A 23,442-nucleotide genomic window follows, 5' to 3' on the forward strand; every position below is an offset into this window, starting at 1 on the left:
AGTCTATTCAAAAGCAAAAAAGCTATTTAGGCAAGAGAATTAAAAGAGGACTATTCAGAAGCTCGTCGGGTTATTTCTATGGAGCAGATATTAATGGTTCCTTAAATATTGGAAGAAAGGTAGTCGGAGAGGCCGCCTTTAGCGGGAATCCGATAGAGAGGTTCGTAGTTAACCCAGTACGGGTCAAAGCGTACAAAGCTAATTCTAGATCCAATATTTGCGTACAGAATTAGTAACTATTCTGCACTAACAAGAACAAGATGGCTCTTCTCGACTTTGTGTGATAATTTTTGCTTATAGAATCATGAAATGCTTACTGGGAAAGACTTTTAGGACTATTTTGCTGAAGAAACTATCAGTATAGACCCCGTTTCCACACAGAAACCAGAAGAGCCACAAGATTAACTTATAACTTACTCTAGTGCAGTTAAACCTGATCGCCTGAAGCGATCAAAACTATCCAGGGTGCAGGAGTTGAACCTGCCTAGCACGAATTATGAGTTCGTTGCCTCAACCGCTCGGCCAACCCTGGGTTATACTATTAACTCATTATAGATCGGTAATTACTCTGAACGTGAAAATTCAGCCCCACCAAGATGAAAAAATTTGCAATCAGCACCTCCTTGCAGTTAGGACTCCTTTTGATGGTAGCCATGTTAGCCGCCGGTTTCGGTAGCGGTTGGGTAGCCTATCAATTGGGAATCGCCTCCCTGAAGGGAGTCAGTCAACCGGATATCAACCCCGCTAAAAAGTTTACCAACGATCGCACCAGTTATGGTCGCAATCAAACTTTTATCCCCGTGAAAGAACAAGAAGTAATTAAAAGAGTGAGAGTTTATATGCAACAACAGAAAAACAAACCGCAATCAAAGAACGAAACCAAGGGATAGGCTTTAAAAAAGGCGAATTTTGCCTTTTCGCTATGGATAATCAGGATTTATTGACTCGTTTAATTTTAGTCTTTTTACTAATCGTCCTCAATGCTTTTTTCGTAGCGGCGGAATTTTCGCTTGTGTCGGTCCGTCGTACCCGCGTCAGTCAGCTAGTGGCTGCGGGAGATGTGCCAGCGCAGACGGTACAATCTCTACAAAGAAGTCTCGATCGCTTACTTTCCACTACTCAATTAGGCATCACCCTTTCTAGTTTAGCTTTAGGTTGGATCGGGGAGAGTACCATGACCGTTTTTGTGAAGAAATTACTAAGTTTTTTACCCTTTTCTTTAAACTGGCAAAATCTTCTCTCCCATGGTTTCTCTCTTTGTCTAGCTTTTTTAATTGTTGCCTATCTCCAGATAGTTTTTGGGGAACTTTATCCCAAATCCCTAGCTTTAATTTATGCCGAACCGATGGCGCGATTATTAGCAGCACCTATTGGCGTTATTTCCCGGATTTTTAAGCCTTTTATCGGTATTCTCAACCAATCAACTCGTTTTTTATTGGTTTTAACCCGTATTCCCGAAGTGGATCTACAGCGTTCCAGTCGGGTAACTTCCGAGGAATTACAATTAATTATCAGCATGGAAGGGGAATTAACAGGATTAGAAGCAGCGGAAAGGAAAATCTTAAACAATGTTTTCCAGTTTGGCGAAATCACTGCCTCAGAAATTATGGTTCCCCATAACCGTTTAATAGCTATTCCCTCGACCGCAACTTTTGAGGAATTATTGCTACAAGTAGTTAACAGAGGCTATTCTTGTTATCCTGTGGAAGGAGATTCCAGCGATGATATCCGTGGTCTGATCGATTTTAAAGATTTAGCTTTACCCCTTGCCGAAGGTCAGTTAAATTTAACAACCCCGATTAAAACTTGGTTGAAACCTGTGCGTTTTTTCCCCGAAACCACTCCCTTAAATGAATTACTAACAGTGATGCGGGAATCATCCTTAAAGATGGTTATCATTGTGGATGAATTTGGCAGAACAGCCGGTTTATTAACTCTGAAAGATTTAATCGGTGAGATTCTGGGAACTTTTTCCCCTAGTGATCAATCAGGAATATTAGAATACCAAATCCTCGATGAATCAACTTTTCTCGTACAAGCACAAATGAATTTAGAGGACGTGAACAAAGCATTAAATTTAAGCTTACCCTTGGCCGATGAATACCAAACCCTAGCCGGTTTTATCCTCCATCATTGGCAAAAAATACCGAGGGTGGGAGAACAATTATATTACCAAAATTTAGAATTTACCATCATTTCTAAGGTAGGCCCTCGCTTGGAACAAATTAAAATTTATCGACAACAATTATCCTCATGATATAAATAAGAAACAACTTTTCTCCTTGATCCTTCTTGATTGTTAATCCCGTCAATAGCTGCCCACTCCTATCACCATGAAACACCTTTTGGCACTCCTCCCCCTCAGCTTGGGATTAATTGCCCTCACCCCCGCAAATTTGCCCCTAGAACGCCTTGAAATCTCACAATTAGGAACATCTACGGGATACGATGAACGACTGCCAAAGGACAAAAAAACCCTACTACAAGCGATCGATCATAGTTTACGTTATCTGAATAGCTCGGCGGCGATCCGCGCCTATCAAAATTATCCTATTCCTGAAATAACTCGTCAGCGAGTGCAGCGTTCCTTAGTACGTTTTCGTCAATTAGTGCAGAATTCTCCCACTCCCGCAGCTCTACAAAAGGCAGTTAAAAAAGAATTTATTTGGTATCGTTCTTTGGGTAATGATAGTCAGGGAAATGTTAAGTTTACTGGTTATTTTGAGCCAATTTATCAAGCAAGTCGGCAAAAAAACGCCGAGTATAAATATCCTCTCTATCGCCAACCTGCTAACTTTTCTCGCTGGTCTAAACCCCATCCAGCTAGGGTAGAATTAGAGGGAAAAGATGGTTTACTGGGGGAAAATAGCCGTCTAGCGGGATACGAATTAGTTTGGTTAAAAGATCGCTTAGAAGCTTATTTAGTTCATGTGCAAGGTTCGGCAAAATTACGTTTACCTAATGGTCAAATTATGAGCATCGGTTTTGATGGCAATACCGAGCATCCCTACACAAGTCTGGGAAAAGAAATGATTGCCGATGGTATTTTTCCTGCTGAGGGTTTAACCTTACCAATGGTTTTGGATTTTCTCAGAAGTAATCCTGAGCAATTAAAGAATTATATTCCCCGCAATAATCGGTTTATTTTCTTTCGAGAAACCCACGGTGCGCCTCCCACTGGTAGTATTGGAGTTCCGGTTTTACCAGAAAGATCGATCGCTACAGATAAAAGTATTTTTCCCCCCGGTGCTTTAGCGGTAATTGAGACAGAAATTCCCCAGGAAAATCTTAATAAAAAATTAGTGAGTCGCTATGTTCTCGATCAAGATACTGGCAGCGCGATTAAAGGTACTGGGAGGGTAGATATTTTTATGGGAACAGGAAAAAATGCTGGCGATAAAGCTGGTTTAGTTAATACCCCCGGTCAGTTATATTATTTATTATTGAGGGAATAGGAAATAGTATAGGTAGAATTAAGATAGACTTCCCAGAATCGGTTATCATACTTAAGTGATAATTTAAACAATAGAATCATGAAAAAAACCGTAAATATAGATTGGTCGGATTGTGGTCCAATTACTTTAGTAGTCGTGCAGCCGACTTCTTTTTGTAATCTCAATTGTGATTACTGTTATTTACCCGATCGCCATTTAAAAAATACCTTATCCTTAGATTTAATCGAGCCGATTTTTCAGAGGGTTTTTAGTAGTCGTTTTCTCCAAGATAATTTTACCATTTGCTGGCACGCAGGCGAACCCTTAGCAGTTCCCATCAGTTTTTATGAAAGTGCCTTTGCTAAAATTGCAGAAGTTAGCGAGAAATATAATCAGCAGGGTTATTGTTTTCGTCATTCGGTACAAACTAACGCCACTTATATTAACGATGCTTGGTGTCAATTATTTAAAAAGCATGATGTTTATGTAGGAGTCAGTCTTGATGGACCGGCTTTCATTCATGATATCCACCGGCAAAATCGTAAGGGAACTGGCAGTCATGCTGCTACTATGCGGGGGATTTCTTTCTTGCAAAAACATGAAATTGATGTTAGTATCATCGCTGTTTTAACAGAAGATTCCCTCGACTATCCCGACGAAATTTTTAACTTTTTTTGGGATCATGGTCTTACCGATGTGGCTTTTAATATGGAAGAAACCGAGGGGATTCATTCGCAATCTTCCTTAGATAAATTAGGTATTGAACAACGTTATCGCCAGTTTATTGCTAGATTTTGGCAGTTAGTCACGGCTAAACAAGGAGAATTTAAGCTGCGGGAATTTGAATCGATCTGTAGTTTGATTTATGCCGATGAACGCTTAGAAAATACTGATATGAATCGACCTTTTATGATTGTCAATTTTGATAATCAAGGTAATTTTTCCACTTTTGATCCAGAATTACTATCGATTAAAACCCAACCCTACGGTGATTTTATCTTTGGTAATGTTTTGACCGATTCCCTAGAATCTATCTGTGAAACCGAGAAATTTCAACAAATTTACGCTGATATACGCGGTGGAGTCGATTTATGTCGCCAAAAATGCGATTATTTTGGGGTTTGTGGGGGTGGTGCCGGTAGTAACAAGTATTGGGAAAATGGCACTTTCAACTCCACAGATACTAAAGCCTGTTTATACCGGATTAAGTGTATCACCGATATCGTTCTTGATCGCCTAGAAAATTTATTAGAAGTTTAAAGATGTTTTTAGCTATCAGTAAACAGTTATCAGTTATCAGTTATCAGTTAAGTAGCTGGTTATAATTAAATTAAAAATGGATTTTAGGTTCGATCCCCCCTGCCCCCCTTGATAAGGGGGGTGCCGATCCCCCCTGCCCCCCTTGATAAGGGGGGTGCCGATCCCCCCTTAGTCCCCCTTAATCCCCCCTTAATAAGGGGGGCATCTGATAATTTTTAACGCCTACCTACTTATCAGTTATCAGTTCACTGATTATTGTTTACTAATAACCTATGAAAAAACTTAATCTAAATACCATTTTTCCAAAGTAATGGCATGGTATTATTCTTCTTCTAAGGTTAATCCTAACGCCTCTAAGCGTTCCGCTAGTCGATCCGCGCGTTTCTTTTCTTTATCGGCACGTTTCTTTTCTTTATCAGCGCGTTTCTTTTCTTGACGCATTTGAGACTCTAACTCAACAGTTGTTAAAAATTTTTCTCCATCGGGACGATACAATTCTAAACTAGATTTATCCCAGATAAAACGCATACCTAAGCGGGGACTTATCCAGTCATTGATGGGGATAATTTCTCTTAAATTTTCTCCCTGTCTTTGCCAACCTTGTAAACGACAGCGCATCGGGTTATATAAATAGTATTCTTCTACACCATAGGTGTCATAAAACTCTAATTTTCGACTCATCTCTGCTTTTGTATTCTTCGGTGATAGAATTTCAAAAACTACTTGAGGAGCGATATTTTCTTCCTGCCATTGACGATAGGAACCCCTCCGTCCTTTGGGACGGCCAAAAGCTACCATCACATCAGGAGCAACCGGTGAAACCAAAGTAGAACGCAGAGAATACCAGAGTAAATCTCCGGCAATAAACACCCTAGGGTCATCGGCAAAGATAATCTCTAAATTCTCCTTAATTTTGACAATCCACTCATATTGTTCGGTATTATCTGCCATCGGTTGACCATCACTATCTGGGAAAAGAAGATCGTCGTCAATATCAAGATAACTAACCATTGTCTTTTATTTTTAATAGATGGTTGTTTTTTGATTGTAGCAAGATAATTATGAATTATGAATTATGAATAGGAATTATGAATTGGGGAGTGGGGGAGATGGGGGAGTGGGGGAGTGGGGGAGTGGGGAGGAGGGAGAAAAAAGCTGATGGCTGACAAAAGGTCTTAAGCGGCGGTTATATCTATTAGAGTCTATATTTATCAAAAAGTTAATTGACTAGAATCTATAAAAGCGTTAGGATTGATGGTGACAAATAGTTATTATTGAGGAGGAGATAAGAACTTGATACAGGCAACCCTGCACCAGTTAAGGGTTTTCGAGGCTACCGCACGACACAGTAGCTTCACCAAGGCGGCCGAGGAGTTATTTATCACTCAACCTACCGTCTCAACCCAAGTCAAACAACTCACAAAAGCTGTGGGTTTACCGCTATTCGAGCAAATTGGCAAACGTTTATTTTTAACCGAAGCGGGTCAGGAATTACTGTTCACCTGTCAAGAGATTTTTAATAAATTGGACAACTTTCAGATGAAAGTGGCCGATATTAAGGGAACTAGACAGGGAAAACTGACTTTAGGCGTAATTACTACCGCTAAATACTTTGTGCCGCGATTACTGGGGGCATTTTGTCAACAGTATCCCGGTATCGACATCGCTCTACAGGTGACTAATCACCAGAAACTGCAAGAGCGAATGTTAAATAACGAGGATGACCTCTATATTCTCAGTCAACCGCCGGAAGAAGTGGAACTTTGTTCTCAGTCTTTTCTGGAAAATCCTCTAGTGGTGGTGGCGCGACGGGATCATCCATTGGTGGGACAGAAAAATCTCCCCCTTGAGTGCCTCAACCATCAACCTTTTATTATGCGCGAATCGGGATCTGGAACCCGCCAAGCGGTACAAAAATTATTTAATCTCCACGATATTAAAGTTAAGGTGCGTTTGGAATTAGGCAGTAACGAGGCCATCAAACAGGCTATTTCTGGCGGTTTGGGACTATCGGTACTATCTAAGCACACTCTCATCTCGGAAGGGGAAAACGGCGAATTGGCCATCCTCGACGTGGAACAGTTTCCGATTCAGCGCAATTGGTACGTTTGTTATCTGGCCGGAAAACAACTTTCCGTGATTGCCGATGCTTTTTTAAAATACCTGCTGGAAGCTAGTCAAGCCATCCCGATTCATGCCCCGTTAAAAAATGGTCACAGCCTATTAGTGACCCATTAAACCTTAAACTTTAATTCAGGATCATTTTTCTTCTTGAGGTGGTTATATGTTCGAGTCCTTCAGCCAGACTATCTGGTTGGTACCTCTTTATGCCTTTGCGGGCGCACTTCTCGCCCTACCCTGGTCTCCCGGTATTATCCGGCAAACTGGCCCGCGACCGGCTGGTTATCTGAACTTGATCATGACCTGCTGGGCTTTTTTGCATAGCCTTTTCGCTTTGCTCGCCGTTTGGGGTCGTCCGCCCCAATCTATAGCATTTAATTGGCTAAATGCCGCAGATTTAAGCATATCTTTAGATGTGCAGATTTCGGCTGTTAATATCGGGGCTTTACTGCTAATTACTGGCTTAAACCTCGCCGCTCAGGTATATGCGATCGCCTATCTAGAAATGGATTGGGGTTGGGCAAGGTTTTATTCTCTCGTCGCCCTCTTTGAAGGGGGTATGTGCGCCCTAGTTATCTGTAATTCGCTATTTTTCAGCTATTGTGTGCTAGAAGTTCTCACCCTCGGCACTTATCTGCTGATTGGTTTCTGGTTCAATCAATCTCTGGTGGTAACGGGGGCGCGGGATGCTTTTCTAACCAAACGGATTGGCGATTTAATCCTCTTGATGGGAGTGGTGGCCCTTTTACCCCTGGCGGGAACCTGGAACTTTGACCAATTGGCAGAATGGGCGGCTACAGCCAATTTAAACCCCAATGTGGCTAATTTACTCTGTTTAGCCCTGATTGCCGGTCCGATGGGTAAATGCGCTCAATTTCCCCTGCATTTATGGCTAGATGAGGCCATGGAAGGACCGATGCCCGCAACAATTCTGCGGAATACCGTCGTCGTTTCCACTGGCGCTTGGTTATTGGTGAAATTAGAGCCGGTGCTACAATTATCGCCCTTAACCTTACAGGTGATGATCATTGTTGGCTCTGTTACTGCCATCGGTGCGGGGTTAATTGCGATCGCCCAGATCGATGTTAAGCGTTCCCTTTCCTATTCCGTCAGTGCCTACATGGGACTGATTTTTATCGCTGTTGCCACCGGACAAACGGAAACCGCTTTAGTGTTACTCTTTACATACGCGATCGCTATGTCCCTGTTAGTCATGGTGGTGGGTAACATCGTTTGGAATAATATCAGCCAAGATTTAAGCCAATACGGCGGTTTATGGTCTCGTCGTCCCGTTTCTGGCATTTGTTATCTCGTCGGTGCCGCTAGTTTAGTCGCACTGCCTCCCTTTGGTGGTTTTTGGTCATTGGCCCACATGGGCGATCGCCTCGCAGAAATCAGTGGTTTACTGTTATTAGTGCTATTGTTGGTCAATGCCTTAACTGCCTTTAGTGTCACTAGAGAATTTTGCGTTTTCTTTGGCGGTAAAATCAAACCAATGACCCTGCGCTCTCCGGAAGCTCTTTGGCCCTTAGTTATCCCCATGACTGTGACCATGGGTTTCGCCCTTCATCTGCCGATTTTATTAGCGCAATGGCATTTATTACCAAGTAACTTAAATCTGGGAGTGGCTTTTCTCTTGGTACTTTCCACTGCTGGGGGCGTAATTCCGGCAGCATATATTTATCTGAATGAAAATATCTCCAAACCGATCGTTTTTCAACCGAAAGCCCTTCAAGATTTCTTTGCCAACGACCTTTATACAGCCCAATTGTATAAAGTCACCATCGTTTTTGTCGTCGGATTAATTTCGCAAATTATTAACTGGATCGATACCTTTCTGGTGGATGGGATCGTTAATCTGGTGGGATTAGCCACGGTTTTTGGTGGTCAGAGTTTGAAATATAACGTCTCAGGACAGACCCAATTTTACTTTCTGTCGATTATTTTGGGGGTGGCTTTGATCGGTATTATCATCTGCTGGCCCCTACTAGCACAAATTTCTCTAGTTTTCAGTTAAAGATTTGATAACTTAGGCTTTTCTTTAGCATCCCCGGCCCTGACAATAGGATTTGTCCTGATTAATGGAAACAATTACCTATGTTCAATACCTCTCGTCGCCAATTAATCCGTTATGGGGGTGGTTTTTTGGGAACCAGTCTAGCCGCCTCTGTTTTGGGTTCTCAGTTGTCCCAAACTAACGCCCAAACCGCCGTTAATTCCCAGCCATGGCTAACGGCTCAAAATCAAGGATTGAACCCAGACCAGGCCTTAACTATGCTCATGGAAGGCAATCAACGTTTCTGGGAACGAAGACAAAAAAGTCCTAACCGCGATCAAGCTCGACTCACAGAAGTGGCCGAAAGTCAAGCCCCTTTTGCGGCAATTTTGGGCTGTGCCGATTCTCGCGTACCAGCAGAAATCGTTTTTGATCAAGGATTAGGAGATCTATTTGTGTGTCGGGTAGCGGGAAATTTAGCCACTTCCGAAGAAATTGGTAGCCTCGAATTCGGCACGTTGGTGTTAGGAGCCAAGGTAATTGTTGTCCTTGGACATTCTCGTTGTGGAGCGGTAAAAGCCACCATTGAAGGGGGTCGATTCCCCGGACAAATCGGTCGTTTAATCGATGGCCTACAGGTGGGAGTTGATCGGGCCGAAAAACAACCCGGTTCTAACAAACTTGAGCGAGCAATTAAATCCAATGTTAACTATCAAGTAGAGAAATTAGGCAAATCCCCAGTTATTGGTGAATTAGTGGACGGCAAACAATTAAAAGTTGTCGGTGCTTACTACGATCTCGATACCGGCAAAGTGAGTTTAATTTAGTCAATTCTAGATTAGTCATCGTGTCGTTTGGCTAATCCTTTTCTCATCCCAGTCATTATAAATTTGATCGATACCAATATGCTCAGTACCCTGCTTTGGTTGCCAATAATTGGAGCAATTATCGTCGGTCTTTTCCCCGATAAATTTGCCCCAGCAAAATTACGTCAAATTACCCTCTTTTTTGTTGCTGCCGTCCTCTTTTGGTCTTTATATCTGCTGACTCAATATAACTTAACCAGCAATGGCTTTCAATTTTCTGAATACCGCGAATGGGCAAAACCAATCGGTTTAAGTTATAACCTCGGAGTCGATGGTTTGTCCTTACCGTTAATTATTTTAAGCTGTTTCTTGACAGGAATAGCTATCTATAGTAGCGAAGAAAAAATAGAGCGTCCCCGACTTTATTACATCCTAATCCTCCTGATTAACGCCGGGGTTTCTGGGGCATTAATGGCCAAAAACCTGCTGCTGTTCATCGTTTTCTATGAACTAGAATTAATCCCCTTTTATCTGATGATTGCTATCTGGGGAGGCGAAAAACGTGGCTATGCTTCGATTAAATTTCTTCTCTACACTGCTGTCTCCGGATTATTAGTCCTAGCGGCATTTTTAGGCATAGGTTTCCTCAATGGTGGCACTTTTGACTACTCCTCCCTCTCGACCGCCGATTTCTCCCAAAAAACCCAGTTACTGCTCTTAACTCTGCTGTTAGTGGGATTTGGCATCAAAATCCCCCTCGTACCTCTCCATACTTGGCTACCAGATGCCTACACGGAAGCTTCCCCCGCTACAGCAATTTTACTAGGTGGTATTCTCGCTAAACTCGGTACTTATGGCTTAGTTCGCTTTGGTCTGCAATTATTCCCGGAAACTTGGTCTTTAATCGCCCCCGGACTGGCAATTGTCGGCGTTATTAGCGTTATTTATGGAGCTTTGAGCGCTATTGCCCAAAAAGACATTAAACGCATGGTGGCCTACAGTTCGATCGGTCACATGGGCTATATACTGGTAGCAGCCGCCGCTGGCACGGGTTTAAGCGTCCTTGGTGCCGTCGCGCAAATGATTAGCCACGGTCTTATTCTCGCCCTCTTATTCTATCTGGTGGGCATTGTCGAACGCAAAGCCGGAACTAGAGATTTAGATGTTTTAAACGGTTTAATGAACCCAATTCGCGGTTTACCCTTGGTTAGCGCTCTATTAATTCTCGCCGGTATGGCCAGCGCTGGTATCCCCGGATTAGTGGGATTTGTGGCGGAATTTATCGTTTTTCAGGGGAGTTTTTCCCGTTTTCCCGTGCAGACGGTTCTCTGTATCATCGCTTCCGGTTTAACGGCGGTTTACTTTGTTATACTGCTTAATCGCACCTGTTTTGGTAAATTGGATAATAAACTTGCCTACTATCCCAAAGTCCTGAAATCGGAAACTATACCCGCTTTTGTCCTAATGGTATTAATCGTCTTTTTAGGTATTCAACCCAATTATTTAGTCCGTTGGATTGAACCCACCACTAACTCGATGGTTGCCAGCTTATCGGGACAAGCAAAACCTAGTTTTGTGTTACAAAAATCTCCGCAAAAGTCCTCAAAAACCAACTGGTTTAATCGGGGTAAATTTTTGAGTAATAGTTAGTTATCCCTTGCTGTTTCCGAATTATTGTAACCGCTGCTAATTACTTTACCTAAAACTATGACTGGGACATTAATCAAAGCCAAAATTCCCCCTTCTACTCACGAATTCGCCGACATTATCTATCGTTTAGAAGCGGGTGGATCCATGTTGCCGGATACTCCCGAAAACCTGATGCAAATTATCGGCATTTATAAAGCTTATGCCGTGCCGATGGATTTTTATTGGCGAGATCTGCTCTACATTGCCGAACGAGTTTTCCTCGATCCTTTGCCCTTTTTTAAATATTTTCTGCCCCAAGAATACCTAGACCTACAAAATCATTACGCTGGCGATAATGCCGATTTACGCATCTGGCGCGGTACGGGTTCCGCTCACCCTGAATTGTTAGAATTCATGGATAAAGGTAAAACCCGAAAAATGCCCAGATTAATCCATCACCTCTGGCATGACCGTATTAATATGGAATTTGCTGAAGCCTGTATGCAAGCCATGTTATGGCATGGCCGCGATATGGGTTGGGGTTTATTTGATGCCTATCTCGATTCAGAAGAATATCGCCAAAATGCCGACCGCGCTATTAAGGCCTATTTCAAGAAAAACCCCGTGATGATGAAACTTTATGACCTGTTCCCCGATATGTTTTTGGAACAGGTGCGGATGATGTCCTACTACTCTAATTTAGGACTATTCTGGGAAGTGATGGCTCCAGTATTTTTCGAGATGTCCGATATCTACGATGAAGGCGGGTTTAAAGGTGTTCCTGATGCCATGAATTTCCTCGTCAATGGCATTTTTGCCATCGCCGGCCGGCCAATTTATCATCATGTTTATATTGATGGTCAATGCTACGAAATTATCCCCAAATCAAAGGCTTTTACTTGGCTTTATGAAGCGGCTTTACCCTATGTGGAAGCGGTCTTTTATCGTACTGCTCCCTTCCGGGGTACCAAGTCCTATAATGCCCAAGCAAAACAGGTTCCTGACGAACAAAAAGACTTTCACTATGGCATTCTTTATGCGGATGTTTTCCCCGTGGGTACTGCGGGAATTCCTCCCACTTTGTTAATGGATGATATGTATCATTTTTTACCCCAATATCTGATTGATTACTATCAGCAAAACTGCCGGGGGGAAGACGATATTTTGATTCAATTGGGTATTAGTTTCCAGCGCTCGATGTATAATGTTACTTCAGCAGTTATTCAAGCTCTACGCACTGCTTTACTCTATCCCCTCGACGATCCTAATCCCAAACATTTACTTAAAAATCGTCAATTCTTTGAGGCACAAATGGACAGATTTAAACGTCCCGAAGCGCGTCTTAGAGATATCCAAAGTCCTAATTATCGTTAAGGTTTTTGGGTTATTTTTCTGGTGGGTTTATCGCCCACCTTTTTTGATTATGAGATAACCGACACCCAATGTCATACTAATACTAAATCCCTTGAGTAACCCACAGAAAACGGGTTTTTCCGAGAAACCCGTTTTCTACTCGAGGGAATAAATAATCAGTATTTAATAGCCAGATTTAGTATTAAGTACCTAAGCAAAATTAATTACACATTTCGATAAAGCTTTTGCTTCTTGCCTTCGTTAAAACCACCCACTTACTAGGATAGTTACAGAACGTAAAAATTGGCTAATTCAGGAGTTATTATTATGCTAGACCAAATGATGAAGATGTTAGAAGGGCAACAAATAGGCCCCTATCGTCTTAATAAATTTCTCGGTGCGGGTGGTTTTGGTGGTGTATTTCATGCTAGTGAAATGGTCAGAAATACATCGGTCAAAGAAGTTGCCATTAAAGTTATCCCCGAAAGTAGCGATGATAAATTAATTGAATTAACAAATTCCAGAAAGTTAGAACATCCTAATTTAATTAAGAGTTATGCGGTGGGGGAATTTACTTTTCTCAATACAGAGATGCTTTATTTAGTGATGGAATTGGCACAGGGTAGCCTAGAAAATCACATTGCCAAAGCCAGTTTGTCAGCGGATGAGATTACAAATATTACTGCTCAAGTCGCCCAGGGCTTAAATTATCTTCATCGACAAAATAAAGTCCATCGAGATTTAAAACCGGGTAATATCCTCAAGGTTAATCAACAATACAAGTTAGCAGATTTTGGCTTAATTAGAACCTTAAATAACAAAAGCCACACTCAAACAGTCCACAATACCGGTACAATTATTTATATGCCTCCCGAAGCCTTTAGGGGGGATATTTCCTCAGCCTGGGATTTGTGGTCATTAGGTATTATGTTAATCGAAATGACGACTAATCAACTTCCCTATAAGTTTAATAATGATATTCACCAGTTAATGGCAAAGGTGATGAATTGTGATTTACAAATCCCCAGTTTACCGAAAGAGTTTAAACCGATTATTGAAGGGTGTTTGCAAAAAGATAGAAAACAAAGATGGACAGCACAACAGGTTTTAAATGCCTTACAAGCAGTCAAAAAGCCTGTTTCACCAATACCCCTAATTGCTTCACCTACTCCATTTACCGAAAAAATATCCAACGGAGTAACACTAGAGGTAGAAAACGGGTTTCTCCGAGAAACTCGTTTTCTGTGGGTTACTCAACGGATTTAGGATAATATTGGTGCGTTACGTCGCCTATGTAATTAATGTAAATTAAATAATATTGTGGCGCTCCTAACGCACCCTACCTACTCAGATGAACAGTTTCGACGATTACAACAGCATAGCGTCCTGTAGGGGGGAAGCATTCGAGCAATAACCTATCGGTGAAACCGGAGATTTTCTATCCGAATGCTTCACCCGTACTTTTTGCAGCAAACCCTATATAGGGTTTGCTGAATAAATCTAAAAACCTTGTTGGGTAAGACTTTTAGACTTTTTGTCAATCAAAAAGTACCAGGTATGGGAGTGATCAGGGGGAAAATCCCTGGACTTTTTCCCTAAAAATTAGGTAATTGGCCACCTCAAAACCGGTAAAACCCCACACCCCACACTCCACGAAAAACTTTTTGCCGCAAACCCTAACTATTGATTATGTTTCCGCTGCAACTAGCGCACAGACTAATCTTCGCTTTCTTGATCATTCCTCTCTTCAAACCCTAGCCAAAAAAGTAACGCATTCTCAACCTCCATCATTTGCTCAGATGTCAGATTTCCTAATTTACGCAAAAGCTTTGCATGGGGAATTGTAACGATGTTTTGTACATCAAAGACTCCTTCTCTAAGGAAGCGAGCTTGGACTTTCACTTCAAATCTTGAACCACGAGAGCTTGTCGTATGTGGAACCAGCGTCGCTAAGGCACGCTCTTGATTGCGCGCAGGAATACTGATAACCAAACAGGGTCTGACTTTGGCCACATAACCCAGATCAACCAGCCAAACCTGACCACGATCAGGGCTATCCATAGGAAGCTTCCTGATCATCTAATTCTAGAAAAATTCCCTCGGCATTGAGGACTAGATCTTCATCAGATAAGGGCGGAAAATCCAGGTGAATTGTCCGCTTCAGAATCTCTAATAGCAAATCTGAGCGCTCTGAGTCTGTCAAGCGGTCAAAGGTATCTAAAAGTTCCTGAACTATAGCAGTCATAGCGGTTGCCCTATATCTGCTCAATACTATAACACAAGCTTAACAAGGCTCTTAGTCATTCCTTGACAGCCCCAATAAATTCCGAATGTAAGTTTGGAATCCCCCCAAACCGCCATCGTCATCCCAACGCTGTCTGAAAGTCGGTAACTTCTCCAATTCCATCACATTCCCACCTTGATACCTGACTCGATAATCAAACATCGCATCTGCTTTTGCTGATACAGGTGGATTATCAAAATCAATAGCCCAAAGCACCTCAACAATTCGATAGATGTCGTAATTATCCTTGCCAATTTCACGTTCGGCTTTGCAGTCGAGAACTTTTACTAAATGGGTAACATACCCTCGCTGTCTGAGTAGTATCAAACTACCTTTTTCGGGTTTATTGGCATTGACTTCATCGTCTTTCCATGCCAGTTGGAAGGGCGATGAAACCTTATATTTCCGATATGCCCATGTACCATCGTTTCGCCTGACATTTTTAGTCCACTTCAGAGCTTGTAAATCCATGTCAATATCTCGAAATAAAACTATAAGTTAAACTCGATCGCGATGACGGCGATCAGCGATAAAAGACTCCACCAATTTAACATCTTCGACACTACCGATCACTAAAGGTGTGCGGGTGTGTAATTTATCGGGAACGATATCTAAAAGATTTGTCACCCCATCACTAGCTTTACCTCCTGCCTGTTCAATTAAAAAAGCAAGGGGAGCAGTTTCATAAATTAAGCGCAATTTTCCCTGGGGATTTTTAACAGTACCCGGATAGAGAAAAACGCCTCCCTGCATTAAAATTCGATGGATATCTCCCACTAATGCCCCACTGTAACGGGCTGTGTAACCATCATGACGGTGGACATAACGGGTATAGTCGCGAATTGCCTCATCCCACTGCCAAAAATTGCCCTCATTGGTACTATAAATTGGACCGTGATCGGGGATAATAATATTCTCTTGGGCGAGGATAAATTCCCCTAAACTGGGGTCAAGGACAAAGGCATGAACACCGCGACCGATCGAGTAAACTAAAATAGTCGATGGTCCATAGAGAATATAACCGGCGGCGATTTGTTTACGACCATTTTGCAGTAAATCTAGGGCTTCTCCGTCTAAATCATTGCCTTCCTGTTGACGGATGGCAAAAATCGAACCCACATTTAGGTTAATATCCACATTGGAAGAACCATCGATCGGGTCGTAGAGTAGGGTATAGCGACCGATGGGACAGTTTTCTGGGATATAATAGGGTTTATCCATTTCCTCGGAAGCAAGACGGCAAACTAAACCACTTTGCTTAAAAACCGAGATAAATACTTCATTGGCAAAAACGTCCATTTTCTTGACCGATTCCCCTTGGACGTTGGTTTCTCCAGTAAAACCTAGCACATCCGCCATTAATCCCGCTTTACTGAGACGACGGGCAATTAATTTCCCCGCTAGGGCAATCCGACTCATAATTGCGCTTAAATCCTGCGCGTCGGGGGAAAAGCTTTGTAGTTGCTGCAGGACGTGACGGGAGAGGGTGGTACAATCTCGATCGAGGCTATGTTCGGGGATAGAAAAGGGAATATTGCTAACCATAACTGTAATTGCCAGTAATAAAGTAAAAAAAGGGAAACTCGTCTAGTCTCAATTATGACTATGATTTGATCCTAGCCAAAATTTTTCCCATTGCGGGCTAATTTTTAGATCAGTTTTAGAGTTGGCTAATTTTTATCCCATTGATCATTAAATTTTGGTCAATAAGTAGCTGTTTATAATTAAATTGAAGATAAACTTTGGTTTCGATTCCCCCTTGATAAGCTATCCATTAGTCACATCTTTCTTAACATAAAATTTGACAAAAAGAGAAAAGTGTGCAAGATGGCTCAAGGGGGTTCTATAGGGGGACTAATTTGTAGCTTGTAGTTGGGAGCATCTCACCTTTGTAACCCCTAAATCAGGTTTTTATGTCAAGCTATTTTGAAAACCTTGCTAGAAAACAGTTTTAGGGATAAGTATAATTACTCACTTGCATAAATGAGATGCTCTCTTTGTAGCAATGATGTGGCCTCTAGATGAGAATATTTTGTCTCTATTTTAAATTTTTTGATGACCGATAAGACAACTTCTATAAATATATCATTCAGTCCATGTTTGTATAATTCATCCATGACTCTCCCAATTTTATCATCATTGATATAATCGGTTTTTATTTCTTCTCCCAATAATTCTTCGATTCCTTTATCTTCAAAAAATTGACTAAATAAGTATAAAGGCCTTGAAACAAATCCTAATCCATTGATTAGAATAGCTTTGACCACTGTTCCTGCTGAAATTTTTTCTCGGGAGTCAATTCCTAATTTAGAGTTGATTATTTCAACTATTCTTATTTCGTCAATTAGTCCGGCTACTATTCCTAAGTGATCTAGGTTTTTAATTTTTACCTCTGAGATAGGAGACAATTTTTGTACCTTTAATAGATTTTTGAGCTTTTTGATTGTCTCACTTTTTTGGGACTAATTCTCTGAGTATTTTTATTTATTTTTTTCTTGAATGAGTTTATGCTATTTTATGCTACATTTTGAAGTGCGGAGTGTCGGATAAAAAAATCAACCCATGAACGAACAACGCACCCAATTCTGTCTAAATTATGATTTTTTTGATTGTTTGATTGACTAGGATTTTGGCTCTCTTGGATTTGGTGGGTGAAATGTATTCTAAGATACATTCCTCCTAGCGAGGGGGTGGAAGGAACCACAAAGACACAAAGGACACAAAGATTGATCGATCATATTGTAAGTTAAACTTATCACACAGAACCTATAAGAGCCGGATTTTTTTCGGCTATCATCCCGGTGATACAATTCTGATAATCTCCCCATTCAATCTAAACAGCGCACTCAATTGATTCTTGACGATGACTAATGAGTTCAAAAGTTATCGCTGCTTGAGGTTCAAGAGTAATTAGATGATTTAGTTGTAATAATTCTGGAATCATCTGTCGTAATTTAGCTGTTAAAGCTTCGATGGTATCAGCTTCGATGACTAATCCCGGAATATCTTCACTCTCTGCTACCCACACTTGCGCTTCTCGATCCCAAAATGCTTCTACTTGGTACGGTTTTTGATTCATGATGATTTAGTTCAAGTGAGTAGAATTAGCTTATATATCAATTAAGATTATACAGTGCGATCGCATTTTTGACAACCCTACCACCAATCCCCAAATCTTGATGATCGCCGATGAATCGCTTATAATTGAATCAAACGAACAAAGCACCCAATCCTATCCAAACCTCATTAGGTTCTGCCTAATTTTCAATTAAGTACGGGATGATAAAATATGCAATATCAAGTCAATCTCAAACAAACAGAAGAGGGATATGCTGTTTGGTGTCCTAGTTTACCCGGTTGTGCTTCTCAAGGGACAACTAAAGAAGAAGCACTCAATAATATTCAAGATGCAATTCAGTCTTATTTAGAAGTTGCTGCAGAATTAAATCAAGGGATCGAATCTTATTATGTAGAAGTTGAATTAAATCATGCCTAGTCTTGCTAGAATTAATCATCAACGAGCAATTAAAGCGTTTGAAAAAGCAGGATTTCAGATTGTTCGACAGGGAAAACATATTTATTACCATGACTGATGGACAACATATTCTCACTATTCCAAGGGCTAATCCAATTAATGCCTATACAATGGGAACAATTATTAAAGGTTCTGGATTAACTATTGAAGAATTTAAAAAACTTTTATAAAACAATCTCAACCCATGAACGAACAACGCACCCAATCCTGTCTAAATTATGATTTTTTTTGATTATTTGATTGACTAGGATTTTTTTTGGATATTATCCCTGTGATACAATTTTGATAATCTCCCCATTAAATCCCTGTAGGGGCGAAGCATTCGGATAGAAAATCTAGGGTTTCAGCGATAAGTTATTGCCCGAATGCTTCGCCCCTACCCCCGAACAATAACCTATCGCTAAAGATAACTGAATTAACCGCCACCATCTACCACGCCATGAATGAACCCCAAAAACATCGACAATCTATTCGTTTAAAAGGCTATGATTATAGGCTTAATGGAGCTTATTATATAACAATTTGTTCTTATCAGAAGCAGTATTTATTTGGTGAAATTGTTGAAGGAAATATGGAGCAGAATTTACTTGGTGATACTGTTGAAGCAGTATGGTATAGACTGCCTCTAAATTTTAAATTTATTGAACTAGATGCTTTTATTGTCATGCCCAATCATATTCATGGAATTATAGTAATACAAAATTATGATCTGGAAAAGACCGAATACGATTCTCAATATACTCACGGTACAATGCCGGAATCTTTGGGGGCTATTGTGCAGAATTTCAAATCAATTTCTAGTCGTAAAATTAATCGTTTATGTGGCGATCGCCTGAAAATTTGGCAGCGCAATTATTATGAACATATCATTCGCAATGAAAATTCTTATCAAAAAATCCGGCAATACATTCTTGATAATCCGCGAAATTGGGAACAAGACGAGAACAATCTGAATAAATTCAAACCAATGTAGGGGCAAATAACCTGTGGGGACAAATAACCTGCGGGGACGAATAACCTGTAGGGGCGAAGCATTTGGGCATAACATATCGCTGAAACCATAAATTTCTTATCCGAATGCTTCGCCCCTACCCCGGGCAATAAACTAATAACCTTCGCCTATTATCCCTGTGATACAATTATGATAATCTCCTCATTAAATCCCTGTACGGGCGAAGCATTCGTGCATAATCTATCACTAACCTTAGCCTATCATCCCTGTGATACAATTCTGATAATCTCCTCATTAAATCCCTGTACGGGCGAAGCATTCGTGCATAATCTATCACTGAAACCCTAGATTTTCTATCCGAATGCTTCGCCCCTACCCCAGACAATAACCTTAGCCTATCATCCCTGTGATACAATTATGATAATCTCCTCATTAAATCCCTGTACGGGCGAAGCATTCGTGCATAATCTATCACTGAAACCCTAGATTTTCTATCCGAATGCTTCGCCCCTACCCATCAATTCCCCATCTACCACGCTATGAATGAACAACGCACCCAAGCCTACCTAAACCTCATTAATCAGCTATTATCCTGCAATGATGGCGATGAACCCCGAATATTACAGGAAAATCGGGAATTGCTGGATGAGGGGTTGGTACAGGTAATGGTAGCGGTAGCGCAACAATACGAGAATGCAGGAAGGGAAAATGAGGCGCGATGGTTGATGAATATGGCGCAACAGTTAGCGCAAGCATTAGGATTATTGGGAGAGGAAACCACAGCAACAGCTAACACTCCTCGAGACTATCTAAATTTCTTGATGAAGACATTACTAAAAATCTCAGAAAATCGTAACCCTCAAGTAATTTATCCCTTCTGGGAACAAAATCTTGATAAATTGGATGATAATTTAGCGCAAATTTTAGACAGTTGGACAAGAGAGAAATTAAGGCAAATTATACGAGAACAAGCCTATTCTATCGCTGTATATATTGGCAATTTCAGTAACTTAATCTGTCAATTTCCTCTCGGTGACATCACCACCCACAAAGAAATTGCCATCACGGGTTATGAAATAGCCTTAACTATCTTCACTTTTGAAGCATTTCCCCAAGAATGGGCATTGACACAGTTTAGTCTCGCTATTGCTTACCGTAACAGAATCAGAGGAGAGAAAGCCGACAATTTAGAAAGGGCGATCACCGCTTACCAAGAAGCTTTGAAAGTTTATACTTTTGACGCATTTCCCCAAGCTTGGGCAAGGACACAAACTAATCTTGGCACAGCTTACAGTGACAGAATCAGAGGAGATAAAGCTGAGAATCTTGAACAAGCGATTTCCTGTTACACAAAAGCCTTGAAAGTGAGTACTTTTGAGGCATTTCCCCAAGATTGGGCAACGACACAGTATAATCTCGCTCTTGCTTACTATTCCAGAATCAGAGGAGAGAAAGCTGACAATTTAGAAATAGCGATCACCGCTTACGAGAAAGCCTTAAAAGTGTTAACTTTTGACGCATTTCCCCAAGAATGGGCAATGACACAGAATAATCTCGGTGAAGCTTACCGTAACAGAATCAGAGGAGATAAAGCCGACAATTTAGAAAAAGCGATCGATGCTTACAAGGAAGCCTTGAACGTGAGGACTTTTGACGCATTTCCCCAAGAATGGGCAGATACACAGAATAATCTCGCTGCTGCTTACAGTAATAGAATCAGAAGGGAGAAAGCCGACAATTTAGAAAAGGCGATCACCGCTTACCAGGAAGCATTGAAAGTGAGGACTTTTGACGCATTTCCCGAAGATTGGGCAATGACACAGCGTAATCTCGGTGAAGCTTACCGTAACAGAATCAGAGGGGATAAAGCCTGTAATTTAGAAAGGGCGATCGCGTACTGCCAAGAAGCTTTGAAAGTTTATACTTTTGACGCTTTTCGCCAAGATTGGGCAATGACACAGAATAATCTCGCTGTTGCTTACCGTGACAGAATCAGAGGGGATAAAGCCTGTAATTTAGAAAGGGCGATCGCGTACTGCCAAGAAGCCTTGAAAGTTTATACTTTTGACGCATTTCCTCAACAATGGGCAATGACACAGAATAATCTCTCTATTGCTTACAGTAAGAGAATCAGAGGAGAGAAAGCTGACAATTTAGAAATAGCGATCGCGTACTGCCAAGAAGCCTTGAAAGTTTATACTTTTGACGCTTTTCGCCAACAATGGGCAATGACACAGAATAATCTCGCTATTGCTTACCGTTACAGAATCAGAGGAGAAAAAGCTGACAATTTAGAAATAGCGATCAAGTCTTATCACAATGCCTTACAAATCTATACTAAAGACAGTGATCCCCTTAATTGTTTACAAACCGCCCAAAATTTAGGCATCCTACATTATGATCAAAAACAATGGCAACAAGCAACAGAAGTCTATAATATCGCCATTGAAGCGGTAGAGAATGCCCGCTTAGAAGCATTAAATCCCCAAGATCGTCAAGAGGTTTTATCCAATGCCATTGGTGTTTTCCATCGCATTGTACAGGCGCATCTTAATCTCAATCAGCCTGAGAAGGCATTAGAATATATCGAACGCAGTAAAGGGCGTAATCTGGTGGAATTAATCACCCAGAAAAACCTACACCCCCAAGGCGTTAGTCAAGAAATTATCGCCCAATTAAATGAATTAAAGCAAAGAGTTGTTAACGAGCAAATTCGCTTACAACATCAAAGCATTAACCAGAAGCTAATGCAGAGTGATAACCTAACTCCCTACGTTCAAGATCACAGTTATCTGAAAGAATATCAACAAGACTTAGATAATTTTATTGCAAGAGAAATTAAAGATCCTCTCTTTAGCCTCACTCAAAAAGTTGAGCCGATCCCATTTACAGAAATTCAGGAATTAACTGATGCTGAAACTTGTCTGCTGCAATGGTACATTACAGGGGAGAAAATAATCGCTTTTGTGGTGTCGGCTGATGGAGAGATTAAAGTTTGGCAATCTTCCGAAGATGATAAAAATCAATTCTTGGATACATTCAATAATTATCGACGACTTTACTACTCCGAAAATGGCAAGCAAGAATGGAAAAATCAACTATCTAACCTCTTACAGACTTTTGCTGATATTCTGCATATTAATGATATTCTTGCCCTGATTCCCGATACTTGTCAACGCTTAATTATTATTCCCCATGTGTATCTGCATATTCTCCCTATTCACGCTTTCCCGATTAACAAAAACCAAATTTTACAGGATAAGTATGATGTACAATATGCCCCTAGTTGTCAAATCTTGCAAAAAATCTCCCAAACTTCTCACCATTCCGACTTTAATAAACTGTTCGCTATTCAAAACCCCACTAAAGACTTATCTTACACTGACTTAGAAGTTAATATCCTCTCAACTTTCTTTACTGAACCTCAAGTTATCGCCCAAGATAACGCCACTAAAAACGCTGTTCTTCCCCATCTCAAATCCTCAGATAACCACTGTTATCACTTCTCCTGTCATGGAAGCTTTAACCCAGCTAATCCCCTTGAATCCGCCTTATTCTTAGCCAATAAAGAACCCCTAACATTAGGCGAAATCTTTGAACTGCGCTTGAATAAATGTCGCCTTGTCACCCTTTCTGCCTGCGAAACTGGCTTAATTGATTTAAACTCTATCAGCGATGAATATATCGGTTTACCCAGTGGTTTTCTGTTTGCAGGAAGTCCCAGCGTTGTCAGTAGTTTATGGACAGTTAATGACCTGTCAACCTCCTTCTTGATGATTAAATTATATGAGATTTTATTTGATGAGAATCAGCAAGTTTCTGTACCAGTTGCTTTGAAAATAGCGCAAAATTGGTTACAGAATTTGACCATTGAAGAATTTGATAGGCTATTAGTCAAATATAAACCAGAAATTGATCAGGTTTTAATTGAACTAACTCCTAACAAAAAAAAGATTATTGAGAAACAAATTGAGTTAACTGGTCAACGGGGTAAATATCCTTTCGCTAACCCTTATTATTGGGCAGCATTTCTTGCATCAGGAGTTTAGATATATACAAAATTAAGATTAAA

The 23,442-nt window shown here is 40.9% G+C and carries 18 protein-coding genes, 1 tRNA gene and 4 pseudogenes; 15 read left to right on the forward strand and 8 right to left on the reverse strand.

What is annotated here, in order from left to right; all coding sequences use genetic code 11:
• Window positions 1–233 (forward strand): annotated as a pseudogene (locus tag O9323_RS03295) (RNA-guided endonuclease InsQ/TnpB family protein); the annotation flags it as partial.
• A gap of 226 nt (window positions 234–459) precedes the next feature.
• Here the strand turns inward: O9323_RS03295 and O9323_RS03300 are convergent.
• A tRNA-Ile gene (locus tag O9323_RS03300) sits at window positions 460–532 on the reverse strand.
• Between the two features lie 64 nt (window positions 533–596).
• On the opposite strand from O9323_RS03300, the gene O9323_RS03305 reads away from it, so the two are divergent.
• The 4 genes from O9323_RS03305 to grrM all read left to right on the forward strand — a co-directional run bounded on the left by O9323_RS03305 (window position 597) and on the right by grrM (window position 4,694).
• On the forward strand, window positions 597–890 hold the full coding sequence (locus O9323_RS03305) for a hypothetical protein (RefSeq protein WP_002752521.1): 294 nt from the start codon (window positions 597–599) through the stop codon (window positions 888–890).
• A gap of 32 nt (window positions 891–922) precedes the next feature.
• On the forward strand, window positions 923–2,257 hold the full coding sequence (locus O9323_RS03310; protein WP_002732609.1) for a hemolysin family protein: 1,335 nt from the start codon (window positions 923–925) through the stop codon (window positions 2,255–2,257).
• Window positions 2,258–2,333: 76 nt separating this feature from the next.
• A complete protein-coding gene (gene mltA, locus O9323_RS03315) occupies window positions 2,334–3,455 on the forward strand; it encodes a murein transglycosylase A (protein WP_002732036.1) in 1,122 nt (373 codons plus the stop codon).
• A 78-nt stretch (window positions 3,456–3,533) separates the two neighbouring features.
• Window positions 3,534–4,694, forward strand: a complete 1,161-nt coding sequence (gene grrM / locus O9323_RS03320) for a cyclophane-forming radical SAM/SPASM peptide maturase GrrM/OscB (protein ID WP_149106667.1) — start codon at window positions 3,534–3,536, stop codon at window positions 4,692–4,694.
• Window positions 4,695–5,015: 321 nt separating this feature from the next.
• Here grrM and O9323_RS03325 read toward each other — a convergent pair whose 3' ends face one another.
• Window positions 5,016–5,705: a Uma2 family endonuclease gene (locus O9323_RS03325; RefSeq protein WP_288124684.1), complete on the reverse strand. Its 690-nt coding sequence runs from the start codon at window positions 5,703–5,705 to the stop codon at window positions 5,016–5,018.
• 282 nt (window positions 5,706–5,987) lie between these two features.
• On the opposite strand from O9323_RS03325, the gene O9323_RS03330 reads away from it, so the two are divergent.
• From O9323_RS03330 to O9323_RS03355, 6 genes and pseudogenes are all read left to right on the forward strand, one after another.
• Complete coding sequence (locus O9323_RS03330) at window positions 5,988–6,932, forward strand: LysR family transcriptional regulator (protein WP_002733390.1); 945 nt, start codon at window positions 5,988–5,990, stop codon at window positions 6,930–6,932.
• A 46-nt stretch (window positions 6,933–6,978) separates the two neighbouring features.
• Window positions 6,979–8,832: an NAD(P)H-quinone oxidoreductase subunit F gene (locus O9323_RS03335; protein WP_149107551.1), complete on the forward strand. Its 1,854-nt coding sequence runs from the start codon at window positions 6,979–6,981 to the stop codon at window positions 8,830–8,832.
• Window positions 8,833–8,912: 80 nt separating this feature from the next.
• Window positions 8,913–9,638 carry a carbonic anhydrase gene (locus O9323_RS03340; protein WP_002752529.1) on the forward strand — a complete coding sequence of 242 codons (726 nt, stop codon included), beginning with the start codon at window positions 8,913–8,915 and terminating at the stop codon, window positions 9,636–9,638.
• 78 nt (window positions 9,639–9,716) lie between these two features.
• The gene (locus O9323_RS03345) at window positions 9,717–11,267 is read left to right on the forward strand and encodes an NADH-quinone oxidoreductase subunit M (RefSeq protein ID WP_002752531.1); all 1,551 of its coding nucleotides are present in this window, start codon (window positions 9,717–9,719) and stop codon (window positions 11,265–11,267) included.
• A gap of 57 nt (window positions 11,268–11,324) precedes the next feature.
• Entirely contained in the window at window positions 11,325–12,620 is a 1,296-nt protein-coding gene (locus tag O9323_RS03350; protein ID WP_002752533.1) for a CO2 hydration protein, read from the forward strand.
• Window positions 12,621–12,926: 306 nt separating this feature from the next.
• Window positions 12,927–13,811, forward strand: a pseudogene (locus O9323_RS03355) (serine/threonine-protein kinase); the annotation flags it as partial.
• 504 nt (window positions 13,812–14,315) lie between these two features.
• On the opposite strand, the gene O9323_RS03360 reads toward O9323_RS03355, so the two are convergent.
• The 6 genes and pseudogenes from O9323_RS03360 to O9323_RS03385 all read right to left on the reverse strand — a co-directional run bounded on the left by O9323_RS03360 (window position 14,316) and on the right by O9323_RS03385 (window position 17,962).
• Window positions 14,316–14,660 carry a type II toxin-antitoxin system PemK/MazF family toxin gene (locus O9323_RS03360; protein ID WP_002752537.1) on the reverse strand — a complete coding sequence of 115 codons (345 nt, stop codon included), beginning with the start codon at window positions 14,658–14,660 and terminating at the stop codon, window positions 14,316–14,318.
• Window positions 14,653–14,844: a hypothetical protein gene (locus tag O9323_RS03365; protein WP_002734063.1), complete on the reverse strand. Its 192-nt coding sequence runs from the start codon at window positions 14,842–14,844 to the stop codon at window positions 14,653–14,655. The genes O9323_RS03360 and O9323_RS03365 overlap by 8 nt, the downstream gene beginning before the upstream one ends.
• 51 nt (window positions 14,845–14,895) lie before the next feature.
• The gene (locus O9323_RS03370; RefSeq protein ID WP_288124685.1) at window positions 14,896–15,354 is read right to left on the reverse strand and encodes a hypothetical protein; all 459 of its coding nucleotides are present in this window, start codon (window positions 15,352–15,354) and stop codon (window positions 14,896–14,898) included.
• A 27-nt stretch (window positions 15,355–15,381) separates the two neighbouring features.
• Window positions 15,382–16,428 carry a class 1 fructose-bisphosphatase gene (fbp, locus tag O9323_RS03375; protein ID WP_002731573.1) on the reverse strand — a complete coding sequence of 349 codons (1,047 nt, stop codon included), beginning with the start codon at window positions 16,426–16,428 and terminating at the stop codon, window positions 15,382–15,384.
• Window positions 16,429–16,889: 461 nt separating this feature from the next.
• A pseudogene (locus tag O9323_RS03380) lies at window positions 16,890–17,291 on the reverse strand (DUF4277 domain-containing protein); the annotation flags it as partial.
• A gap of 425 nt (window positions 17,292–17,716) precedes the next feature.
• Window positions 17,717–17,962 (reverse strand): DUF1902 domain-containing protein, encoded by a 246-nt coding sequence (locus O9323_RS03385; protein WP_002732423.1) that lies wholly within the window; start codon window positions 17,960–17,962, stop codon window positions 17,717–17,719.
• Between the two features lie 210 nt (window positions 17,963–18,172).
• Here O9323_RS03385 and O9323_RS03390 point away from each other — a divergent pair, with 210 nt between their 5' ends.
• The 4 genes and pseudogenes from O9323_RS03390 to O9323_RS03405 all read left to right on the forward strand — a co-directional run bounded on the left by O9323_RS03390 (window position 18,173) and on the right by O9323_RS03405 (window position 23,419).
• Window positions 18,173–18,379 carry a type II toxin-antitoxin system HicB family antitoxin gene (locus O9323_RS03390; RefSeq protein WP_002733171.1) on the forward strand — a complete coding sequence of 69 codons (207 nt, stop codon included), beginning with the start codon at window positions 18,173–18,175 and terminating at the stop codon, window positions 18,377–18,379.
• Window positions 18,372–18,588 (forward strand): annotated as a pseudogene (locus tag O9323_RS03395) (type II toxin-antitoxin system HicA family toxin). Before O9323_RS03390 ends, O9323_RS03395 begins: the two are co-directional and overlap by 8 nt.
• A gap of 269 nt (window positions 18,589–18,857) precedes the next feature.
• Window positions 18,858–19,391 carry a transposase gene (locus O9323_RS03400; RefSeq protein WP_069474445.1) on the forward strand — a complete coding sequence of 178 codons (534 nt, stop codon included), beginning with the start codon at window positions 18,858–18,860 and terminating at the stop codon, window positions 19,389–19,391.
• Window positions 19,392–19,909: 518 nt separating this feature from the next.
• Complete coding sequence (locus O9323_RS03405; protein WP_288124686.1) at window positions 19,910–23,419, forward strand: CHAT domain-containing protein; 3,510 nt, start codon at window positions 19,910–19,912, stop codon at window positions 23,417–23,419.
• The last annotated feature ends 23 nt before the right edge of the window (window positions 23,420–23,442 follow it).

This window comes from Microcystis sp. LE19-131.1A, assembly GCF_027532015.1.
Taxonomy (GTDB): domain Bacteria; phylum Cyanobacteriota; class Cyanobacteriia; order Cyanobacteriales; family Microcystaceae; genus Microcystis; species Microcystis ichthyoblabe_A.